Origin of the sequence: Microbacterium sp., assembly GCF_047972865.1 — a bacterium.
Classification (GTDB): domain Bacteria; phylum Actinomycetota; class Actinomycetes; order Actinomycetales; family Microbacteriaceae; genus Microbacterium.
In genome coordinates, this window is sequence record NZ_JBKEAY010000045.1 from 1 (window position 1) to 9,815 (window position 9,815).

11 protein-coding genes and 1 pseudogene are annotated in these 9,815 nt (G+C 68.7%); 6 read left to right on the top strand and 6 right to left on the bottom strand.

Annotated elements, in window-relative coordinates; genetic code table 11:
- Positions 1 to 150: 150 nt before the first annotated feature.
- The 4 genes from ACK5KK_RS02400 (at position 151) to ACK5KK_RS02415 (ending at position 2,095) form a co-directional block, all read left to right on the top strand.
- Positions 151 to 690 (top strand): DUF3800 domain-containing protein, encoded by a 540-nt coding sequence (locus ACK5KK_RS02400; RefSeq protein WP_416888495.1) that lies wholly within the window; start codon positions 151 to 153, stop codon positions 688 to 690.
- Positions 691 to 800: 110 nt separating this feature from the next.
- Complete coding sequence (locus ACK5KK_RS02405) at positions 801 to 1,058, top strand: hypothetical protein (RefSeq protein ID WP_416888496.1); 258 nt, start codon at positions 801 to 803, stop codon at positions 1,056 to 1,058.
- Positions 1,058 to 1,453, top strand: a complete 396-nt coding sequence (locus ACK5KK_RS02410; protein WP_416888497.1) for a type II toxin-antitoxin system VapC family toxin — start codon at positions 1,058 to 1,060, stop codon at positions 1,451 to 1,453. The genes ACK5KK_RS02405 and ACK5KK_RS02410 overlap by 1 nt, the downstream gene beginning before the upstream one ends.
- 426 nt (positions 1,454 to 1,879) lie before the next feature.
- Entirely contained in the window at positions 1,880 to 2,095 is a 216-nt protein-coding gene (locus tag ACK5KK_RS02415) for a hypothetical protein (protein ID WP_416888498.1), read from the top strand.
- A 204-nt stretch (positions 2,096 to 2,299) separates the two neighbouring features.
- Here ACK5KK_RS02415 and ACK5KK_RS02420 read toward each other — a convergent pair whose 3' ends face one another.
- The 3 genes from ACK5KK_RS02420 to ACK5KK_RS02430 form a co-directional block, all read right to left on the bottom strand.
- Positions 2,300 to 4,360, bottom strand: coding sequence for an APC family permease (locus ACK5KK_RS02420; protein WP_416888505.1), 2,061 nt, complete (start codon positions 4,358 to 4,360; stop codon positions 2,300 to 2,302).
- A 132-nt stretch (positions 4,361 to 4,492) separates the two neighbouring features.
- Positions 4,493 to 4,954 carry a Fe-S cluster assembly sulfur transfer protein SufU gene (gene sufU / locus ACK5KK_RS02425; protein ID WP_416888499.1) on the bottom strand — a complete coding sequence of 154 codons (462 nt, stop codon included), beginning with the start codon at positions 4,952 to 4,954 and terminating at the stop codon, positions 4,493 to 4,495.
- Positions 4,951 to 6,237 (bottom strand): aminotransferase class V-fold PLP-dependent enzyme, encoded by a 1,287-nt coding sequence (locus ACK5KK_RS02430; RefSeq protein ID WP_416888500.1) that lies wholly within the window; start codon positions 6,235 to 6,237, stop codon positions 4,951 to 4,953. Before ACK5KK_RS02430 ends, sufU begins: the two co-directional genes overlap by 4 nt.
- 70 nt (positions 6,238 to 6,307) lie before the next feature.
- Here ACK5KK_RS02430 and ACK5KK_RS02435 point away from each other — a divergent pair, with 70 nt between their 5' ends.
- Positions 6,308 to 7,144, top strand: a complete 837-nt coding sequence (locus ACK5KK_RS02435; RefSeq protein ID WP_416888501.1) for an alpha/beta fold hydrolase — start codon at positions 6,308 to 6,310, stop codon at positions 7,142 to 7,144.
- 4 nt (positions 7,145 to 7,148) lie between these two features.
- Here the strand turns inward: ACK5KK_RS02435 and ACK5KK_RS02440 are convergent, their stop codons facing one another.
- Entirely contained in the window at positions 7,149 to 8,180 is a 1,032-nt protein-coding gene (locus tag ACK5KK_RS02440; RefSeq protein ID WP_416888502.1) for an LLM class flavin-dependent oxidoreductase, read from the bottom strand.
- 104 nt (positions 8,181 to 8,284) lie between these two features.
- Between ACK5KK_RS02440 and tpx the strand changes: the two genes are divergently transcribed.
- Complete coding sequence (tpx, locus tag ACK5KK_RS02445) at positions 8,285 to 8,779, top strand: thiol peroxidase (protein ID WP_416888503.1); 495 nt, start codon at positions 8,285 to 8,287, stop codon at positions 8,777 to 8,779.
- A gap of 38 nt (positions 8,780 to 8,817) precedes the next feature.
- On the opposite strand, the gene ACK5KK_RS02450 is transcribed toward tpx, so the two are convergent.
- Positions 8,818 to 9,531: a hypothetical protein gene (locus ACK5KK_RS02450; protein ID WP_416888504.1), complete on the bottom strand. Its 714-nt coding sequence runs from the start codon at positions 9,529 to 9,531 to the stop codon at positions 8,818 to 8,820.
- Positions 9,528 to 9,815, bottom strand: a pseudogene (locus ACK5KK_RS02455) (amidohydrolase); the annotation flags it as partial. The gene ACK5KK_RS02450 and the pseudogene ACK5KK_RS02455, both read right to left, overlap by 4 nt.

A 9,815-nucleotide genomic window follows, 5' to 3' on the forward strand; every position in this document is an offset into this window, starting at 1 on the left:
CCGCCTGGCAGACCGCCACCAACGACAACCAGCGGCAAGTCAACTGGCAATTCACCGCGACCGACGCCCGCATCAAACTCCGGCACCTATACCCAAATACTTAGCCGCGACAGTCTACTAGGCACCCCGAAGCAAACGAACCTGGATCCTGTGGCGCGCGAGACGGCCGCCATGCAAGAGACACTCAACCGCCTCTGCACCTACGCCGAAAGGCGGCAGCGGAACTTGCTCGTCATGATCGATCAGGTCAACGAGAAGACCCGTACTGAACGCCTGCCGAAGATGTATGGTCATATCTTTCGGAGGTCTGCGGATCGTCCTGAGATGAAGCGCATCGTTGAGCCGCCGATGCACGTCGACAGCGTCCTCAGCGCGAACATTCAGTTCGCCGACTGGGTCGCCGCCGCAACCACGTGCGCGATCGACAATCAGCTCATTCGAGACTCGCAGTATCACTGGGTCGCCGGCGCATGGAGTCACACCATGGCAGGCATCTTCACTCACGAATCCAAGCTTCACCTCTGGCATCGCGGTGTTGACGACATCCACAACTCGGCGTTGTTCTTCAAGGAGCGCCCTCTGCACCCCATCGCGTCTGGCCATCGCGTCGGCGATGGACTCCCGGCGGACGCATTCCGAAAGATCCATGCTGCAGCGGTTCGCGCTGAAGAGGGGCAGCGGCGCAAGTAGCCAAGAACTCTGCGGACTCCGTCCACGCTCACTGTCCCGGGCCAACGCTCTGTTCGATCGAATCGAAGCTCCGAACGTCCCGATCGCGCGGAACGCCCTCGCATCGCTCGATGCCCGCAAGGGGATCCGCCATCGCGCGGACACCGGTCACTCGGGACGAGCGCAGCTGGTCGATCACGAACCATGGGCGCCCGGTGGCTCGGTTGGTGCTGATCCGTCCGTCGGTGCTGGATGAACTGCTCGCGGATGGTGGCGCCAGGGCCGCGCTCACCGACCAGCCAAGGGCGTCGCTGCCTCCTGCCTCGACTTCCACGGCGACCAGCGACGAGCTCATCGCGGACGTGCGCGGGTACGAGCGCGACTACTGATGGTCGACGCGTATCTGGACACATCGGCGGCGATGAAGCTGATTGTCGCCGAACACGGCAGCAGTGAGATCGTGAGCGTCCTCGACGATCCGCAGCGTCGCGTCGTCGCGTCCTGGCTGCTGCACACGGAGCTGCAGTGCGCGGCAGGGCGGAGACCCGACGACATCTCGCACCCCCGAATGCGGGCCGTGCTCGAGCGCATACTCCTCGTCGACCTCGTGCGGGCCGACCTGCTCACGGCGGGAACGCTGACGCCGTCGCGCTCACAGGACGCTATCCACCTCGCGGTCGCGCTCCGCCTCGGTGTTCAAGAGATGATCACGTACGACCGAGAACTCGCCGACGCGGCCGAGCATGCCGGCCTGCGCGTCATATCGCCGGGCGCACCGCAGTGACGACCTGACGAGCGGCGGTTCACCGGGAACGCGGATCAGCACCTCACCTCGCAGCGGGACACCCTGCGACGACTCGGGGTCCTCGATTCGAGCAACTACGTCGATCACGGACTGACCGGCACCAACCCGCGCCATACCCGGCCTGCGCGAAGCACGCGCCACCGTTTACCGCGAGCTGATTCGATATGACCGGGATCGACCTCTTCTCCGTGAGCGCACCCTGGGCTCAGCGGATGCGGGGTTCTCCGAGCCAATGGACGGAGCGGATGCTGAACGCGTCGCTCAAGGGGCGACCTACCGGTCGGCCATCCCGGCTGTGATCGCGCAGCTGGCGCCGGTTCCCTCGACGGAAGCGGCTGCCGCGGCAGATGTTGCCGCACGGGAGCTGAGTCGGCTCGACGCCGAGCTGGGCGGAAGCTGTTGGACGTGCTCGTCCGGCGCCCAGTGCTCACGTCAGCGGCGGCCGCGGCCGAGCTCGGGGTTCAGCCGCCGAACATCTATCCACCCCTCACCGCGCTCGTCGACGCCGGCATTCTGAAGTCGAAAGCCGAGCACCGACGCGGCCCGTTGTGGCGCAGCGACGAAGTCCTCACCGCCATCGACCGGTCCGCGCAACGCGCGGGACGCCGCGAGGCCCGCTGACTCGACGCGGTGCACGCTGATGGACCCGTCATCGCGCGGACGCCGGTCACTCGGGGTGAGGGCGGCTGGTCCGCGGCTTGGCGCCGCCCGAGACGGGAGCAACGGTCATCTCTCATGGGCCGCTGCGCGAGTCTCGTGTGCCCTGGGCTGAGGATGCGCTGTGTCGTGGAGTGCCTGCCGCGCCACGGATGAGGGTAGCGTCGCTCAGGCGTCGGTCTCGTCGGTGTGCGCGACCAAGCCATACGTAGCCGGTGGCCGGCCGCCGCGGTCGTCACCCGGCAGCGGACGGGACCGGCGGCCGTAGATCAGCTCCGACGAGTCGAGCAGCCACGGCACCAGCGTGATCTTGACCCCGTGGATCATCATCAGCTGCTGCGCCAGCCGCCGTGCACGTCGGTTGTGCAGCAGCGACTCCCACCAGTGCCCGACGATGTACTGCGGCAGATACACCGTCATCACCGACGGGCCGTTCTCCTTCCGGTAGGCGGCAATGAACCCCGCCAGCGGAGCCGCATACCGCCGGAACGGCGATTCGAGCACGATCAGCGGGACCGGCATCTCCAGTTCCTCCCACTCCGCTTCCACCAGTCCGGTGTGACGAGCATCGACGGCGATGTGCACCGCCAACACGGCGTCGTGGTGCGCCGCGAGCGCATAGTCCACCGCCTTCGCGACGGGCTTTTGCACCTCGCCGACCAACACCAGCGCGACGTCTCCGGTGGAGCCGAAGTGGATGGTGTCGTCGATCGCGATCTCGTGCTGCACGTCGCGGTAGTAGCGGTTGATGCCGATCATCAGAATGCTGAGCACGGGCATCGCGACGAAGACCATCCACGCGCCATGCGTGAACTTCGTCACCGTGACGATCAGCAGCACGATGACGGTACTGGTCGCGCCCAGCCCGTTGATGAAGAGACCGATGGAAGCCGCGCGCCGCAGTGCGGCATCCCTCGTCGGCGACAGCAGCCGCAATTCACGCCGCCAGTGCGTGACCATCCCCAGCTGTCCGAACGTGAACGACACGAACACGCCGATGATATAGAGCTGGATGAGCGTCGTCAGATTCGCTTGGAACACGAGCAGCACGATCGACGCCGCGAGCCCCAGGATGAGCATGCCGTTGCTGAAGACGAGCCGGTCGCCGCGCGTGTTCAGTGCCTTCGGCGCGTAGCCGTCGCGGGCCAGCACCGACGCCAGCAGTGGGAACCCGTTGAAGGCGGTGTTGGCGGCCAGGAGCAGCACGGTGGCCGTCGCAGCCTGCACGACGAAGAACGGCACCGATCCGGCGCCGAAGGTTGCCGCGGCGATCTGGGCCATGAGGGAAGGCTGCGGTGACGAGCAGTCAAACCCGACCAGGGCACACGGATCCTCGGCGTAGTGCACCCCGGCAACGAGGGCGAGCAGGGTCAGGCCCGAGAACATCAGGATCGCGATCGTGCCCATCAGCACGAGGGTCTGTTGGGCGTTTTGGATCTTCGGCGTGCGAAACGCTTGCACACCATTGGACACCGCTTCGACGCCCGTGAGGGCCGAGCATCCGCTCGAGAACGCCCGCAGCACCAGCAGGATGACGGCGGCCTGACTGAGCGACTCGGCGTGCACCGTGAATTCGGCGCTGCTGGCCACTGGCGGGTCGCCGAGCAACCACCGGACCACGCCGACCACGATCATGGCGCCCACCGAACCGATGAACACATAGGTCGGGATCGCGAACGCTCGCGACGCCTCACGCACGCCGCGGAGGTTCACGACCACCAGCAGGACGACGAAGCCGATTGCGAGTTCCACCCGCCACGGGTCGAGCTCGGGCAGAGCTGAAATGATGTTGTCGACGCCTGAGGCGACCGAGACCGCCACTGTCAGCACGTAGTCGACCAGCAGAGCCGAAGCCACGACGACGCCCGGGATCTCACCGAGGTTCGTGCGCGCGACCTCGTAGTCGCCGCCACCAGATGGGTATGCCTTCACCAGCATGCGGTAACTGGTGACCACGATGATCAGCAGCGCGACGACCGCCGCAGCTATCCACGGCGTGAACGCGAGGAACGCCGTGCCGCCGATGAGCAGGATCATCACCAGCTCCTGCGGCGCATAGGCCACTGACGACAGGGCGTCAGAGGCGAAGATCGGCAGTGCCATGCGCTTGGGCAGGGCCTGCTCGTCGAGCTTCGCGCTCGTGAGCGGGTCGCCGATGAGGATGCGCTTGACGAACGGCGTCGGCTGGGCCGATCCGTCGGGGGTTTCGTCTGTCACGGCGGGTGACACTACGCCCGTGCGCACGCGTGCGCAACCCGCCCGATCACGCGACGGCCGTCAGCGGATACGACGTAGCCCGCGGCCGCGGAGCCGGGGCAGGGGCACAGCATTTTTCGGGAGGACGCCCGCGCCTCGGCCAGGTCAGGCGCGGGCGACGGCGTCTTCGAGCGCGACCCAGGCAAGCATGGCGCACTTGACCCGTGCGGAGTATTTCGACACACCGGAGAGTGCGGCGGCGTCGGCATAGGTCTCCTCGTCGAGCGGAAGCCGCCCGCGCGAGCGCAACGCCTCGCGGAACCCGTCGATCAACGCCGTCACCCGCTCCCGCGCCACGCCGGACTCCCCGGCATCGTCGTCGATGAGAGCGGCCAGCATCGACGCGGATGCCTGTGAAATCGAGCACCCCGACCCGGACCAGGTCACATCGAGCAGACGTGTACCGTCCGCACTCACCCGCGCCTGCACCGTGACGTCGTCGCCGCACATCGGGTTGTGCTGGTGCGAGCGCGCCACCCGACCCGTCTCGCCGGCCAACGGCGTGCCGTGGGGGTGCTTCGCGTGGTCCAGAATCAGCTCCTGGTACAGCGAATCCAGCCCACTCACGACCCCGCCCCGAAATAGGCGCGGATGCCGCGCACGCCGTCCAAGAACATGTCGACTTCGGCATGCGTCGTATACAGCGCCGTCGACGCGCGCACCGACGCCGCCACCCCGAACCGACGATGCAGCGGCGCGGCGCAGTGATGCCCCACCCTCACCGCAATGCCCCGTGCGTCGAGGTACTGCCCTGCGTCGTGTGCGTGGACGCCCTCGACCTCGAACGACCACAGCCCCACCCGCTCGGCGCCGGGCGCATCGCCCAGCAGACGGATGCCGTCGATCTCGCGCAATCCGTCCCGCATCCGCTCGGCAACGATCCGCTCGTGGGCGGCGACGGCATCCATGCCCACCGCGTCGAGATACCGCACCGCCGCGGCCAGGCCGATTGCCGGGCCCACCGGCTGCGTGCCGGCCTCGAACTTGTGGGGCGGAGGCAAATACTCGGCGTGGTCGAGGGTGACCGTGCTGATCATCGACCCGCCGGTGAGGAACGGCGGCAGATCGTCCAGCACCTCGGCATGCCCGTACAGTCCGCCGATCCCGTATGGGCCGAGCATCTTGTGACCGCTGAAGACAGCGAGGTCCACGCCGAGCGCGGGCAGATCCAACGGCAGGTGCGGCGCGGACTGGCAGGCGTCGAGCACCGTCAACGCCCCGGCGGCCCGGGCGAGCTCGACGAGATCGGCGACCGGATTCACCAGACCGAGCACATTGGAGACGTGCGAGAACGCGAGGACGCGGGTGCGTTCGCCGATGATATCGCGAGCGGCATTTAGATCGAGCGTGCCGTCGTCGTGTACCGGAATATGACGGAGTACCGCCCCGGTCCGCGCGGCCAGTTCCTGCCACGGAAGCAGGTTGGCGTGATGCTCGGCGACCGTCACGACGATCTCGTCGCTCGGGCGCAGCGCGAACCTTCCCCCGGCGCGGCGACCCATCTGTGATGCATTCCCGATGGCGTATGCGATGAGGTTCAGTCCCATCGTGGCGCCGCTTGTCCAGACCAGCTCGTCCGGCGTCGCTCCCACGAAGCCCGCGACCGCCGCCCGGGCGTCCTCGAACAGGTCGGTGGCCTCCGCCGCCGTCGTGTGCGCGCCACGGTGGACCGCCGCGTTGTGCTGTGTCAGGAAGTCGAGTTCGGCATCCAGCACCTGCCGCGGCTTCTGGCTCGTCGCGGCGGAATCGAGGTACACGAGCGGATGCCCGTTCACCTCCGTGCGAAGGATCGGGAAGTCGGCGCGCAGTCGCTGCACCGCGAGGTCGGGCGCAGCGGCGGGGACAGTCACCCGTCCAGGCTACGCGCTGCCGGCGCCCACGGATCCGGCGGTACCCTGGCGACAGGAACGGGAGGGCATCATGCCGACGATCACGACCACCAGCGAACCAGCCGTCCGACTGCACTACACCGACAGCGGCGGCGATGGCGCACCGGTCGTGCTGATCCACGGCTGGCCGCTGTCGGGCGCCGCCTTCGACGCGAATCTCGCCGCGCTGACCTCCGCCGGGTACCGTGCGATCACCTACGACCGCCGCGGATTCGGACAGTCCGACAAGGCCGCGTCCGGCTACGACTACGATCGCCTCGCCGCAGACCTGCACGACCTGGTCACCACTCTCGACCTGCGCGGCGCCGTGCTGCTGGGGTTCTCGATGGGTGGCGGTGAGGTCGCCCGCTACTGCGGAACGTTCGGCACCGGCCGCCTCGCGGGGGTCGTGCTGTCGGGATCCATCTGCCCGGCGCTGTGCATCACCGACGACAACCCCGACGGGGCGATGCCGATGTCGGGGTTCGAGGACATCGCCGCCTCAGTCCGTCAGGACCACGACGGTTTCGTCGCGCAGTTCGTCACCTGGTTCTTCAGCAACGACGACGGTCTTGCCGTCACCGAGGAGCAGCGCGACGCGGCGGTGCAGTTGGCGCTGCAGTCCGACACCGAGGCCGCCGCCCGCACGGCGCTGGCCTGGGCGACAGACCTGCGCGACGACTGCCGCGCGATCGACGTACCGACTCTCGTGCTGCACGGCACCGGCGACCAGAACGTGCCGCTGGCGGCCTCCAGCGCCCGGGTCGGCCAGTTCGTGCCCGACGCGACCCTCGTCACGATCGGGGGCGGCACGCACGGCGTGAACCTGTCGCACCGCAGCGAATGGGAGGGCGCGCTCCTGACCTACCTCGACGGCCTCGGCCGCTGAGCGGTCAGCTTTCGGCCAGCAGCTCCGACACCCGCGGCGCGACGCGCGTGCCGAACAGCTCGATCGAGCGCATCATCTTCGCGTGCGACAGGGTGCCGGTCGAGAACTTCAGGTCGAACCGGTCGATGCCGAGCGCGCGGACGGTGGCGGCGATCTTTCTCGCCACCGTCTCCGGCGACCCGGCGTAGACGGCGCCGTCCGGTCCCACGCCGTGGTCGAACTGCGCGCGGGTGTACGGGCCCCAGCCGCGTTCGCGACCGATCGTGTTGTGCAGCTGAGCGAACGCCGGGTACGCCTCCTCCCAGGCCTGTTCGTCGGTGTCGGCGACGTGACCGGGCGAGTGCACCCCGACCGGAAGCGCCGAGCGGCCCGCGCGCTCCCGTCGGAACAGGTCGACGAACGGGCGGAACCGGGCCGGCGACCCGCCGATGATCGCGAGCATCAGCCCGTAGTCGTAGCGAGCGGCGCGGACGACCGACTCCGGGCTGCCGCCCACCCCCACCCAGGCCGGAAAGCCGGCCGCGGTCTTCGGGTGCACGTCGGCGTTCTCCAACGCCGCGCGGGTCGTCCCCGACCAGGTCACCGGCTGCTCGGTGCGCAACTGCGAGAACAGCGCCAGCTTCTCGTCGAACAGCGTCTCGTAGTCGCGCAGCTCGTAGCCGAACAGCGGGAACGACTCGATGAACGACCCCCGTCCAAGGGTGATCTCGGCCCGCCCCGACGAGACGGCATCCAGCGTCGCGAAACGCTCGTACACCCGCACCGGGTCGTCGCTGGAGAGCACAGTGACGGCCGTCCCCAACCGGATGCTGCGGGTGCGCGCCGCCGCGGCCGCTAACACGACCTCGGGGCTCGACACCGCGAAGTCGGGTCGGTGATGCTCACCCACCCCGAACGCGTGCAGGCCGACCTCGTCGGCGAGCACCGCCTGGTCGACGACATCGCGGATCGCCTGCGCGGGGGAGACCCGCGTCCCGTCGTCGCGCGTCGTGATATCGCCGAACGTGTCGAGACCGAGTTGCACGGAACCGTCCATGAGTCTTCCTCTCTCACCTCTGAGGGTAAAGCGTCCGGAGCGGTTTTATATTCCGATGAATAGAGCATGGTGCAGGCCGAGGGAGCGGCCAATAGCATGGGCGCATGACTGAGATCACTTTTCGCGGAACCCCCGTCCACACCGTCGGCAGCCTGCCCGCCGTGGGATCGGCGGCACCGGACTTCGTCATCACCGGCACCGACCTCGCCGATATCCGCCTCGCCGACTTCGCCGGGCAGCCGGTCGTGCTGAACATCTTCCCGAGCATCGACACCGGAGTCTGTGCGTCCAGCGTGCGTCGCTTCAACGAGGCCGCCGCGGGGCTCGGCGAGGCCGTCGTGCTCAACGTGTCGGCCGATCTGCCCTTCGCGCAGGGGCGTTTCTGCGGCGCCGAGGGCATCGAGAACGCGAAGACCGGCTCGGTGTTCCGCAGCGACTTCGGCCAGTCCTACGGGGTCACGATGGCCGACGGCCCGCTGGCGGGGCTGCTCTCGCGCGCGGTGGTCGTCGTCGGTGCCGACGGCGCGGTCGCCTACACCGAGCAGGTGCCCGAGATCGGGCAGGAGCCCGACTACGACGCGGCGCTCGCCGCCGTCTGAGCGCCGCGGCATCCGCCTGATTGCGCGACCGCCCGCCCTCAGAGGTCGGTCGCGACGTAGCGGTAGGCGATCCGGGTGACGGCGCCGCCCTCGAGGTTCACCACGACCGAGAGCCCGCGGGAGCCGTCCTGGTAGAACGACTGCCGGTCCGAGCCGAACTGCGCACGGTCGGCCGATTCCTGGTCGGGGACGGCCGAGGCCACCGCGTCGGCGCTCATACCGACGCTGAGCCCGAACTCCGGCACGATCTCGACATCGGCCACGGTGTTCGCCGTGTACGCGACCCACGTCGGATCGGGCACCTCGTCACGGGGTTTGTTGCCGTCCCCGAGCGACACGTCGGCGAGGGTGAAGCCGCCCCACTCGTACAGGGCGTAGGCGTAGTAGTGCGCGTCACCGGACTGGAACCCTTCGGTCGGAGCCGCCCCGAACAGGTCGGTGAGAGCCGCGACGGCGGGCTGAGCGTCGTCGCCCCAGCCGTGGGTGAAGGTCGTCGCACCGGCGGCGTCGACGACGGAGAACCCGTCGGCGGCGAGCACGATCTGTGCGCCGCCGGCCGGGGTCGGTGCCGCGTCGGGGGTGGATGCCGGTGACGACGGCGCCGCCGGGGCTGCCGGAGCCGACGTGGCGGGAGCGCTCTCGGCGGCGCGTGGCCCGCGGGTGAACAACGCGGTCAGGGCGATGACGACGGCCACCAAGAGCACCGCCGCCACGATGCTGAGGACGATCGGGGTGCGGTTGCGGGCGGTCATGCACGGACCCCCAGAAACTCGCGCGCCGCGACGACGAGGGCGGCCACGCCCCGCTCGATCGTGGGATGCAGCACCGGAGCGAAGAACGGCGAATGATTGGTCGGAATGTCCTGTGCGATCCGGCCGGCGGCGAGGGCATCCGCGTAGGTCTGCGGGTCGACCCCGCCCCAGAACCAGAACACCAGTGGGACCCCTGCCTTGCGGGCGAACCACGACACGTCCTCGCTGCCGGTGAACATGCCCGGATCGACCACGGTGCCCGCGCCGAACTCCCCGTCGAACGC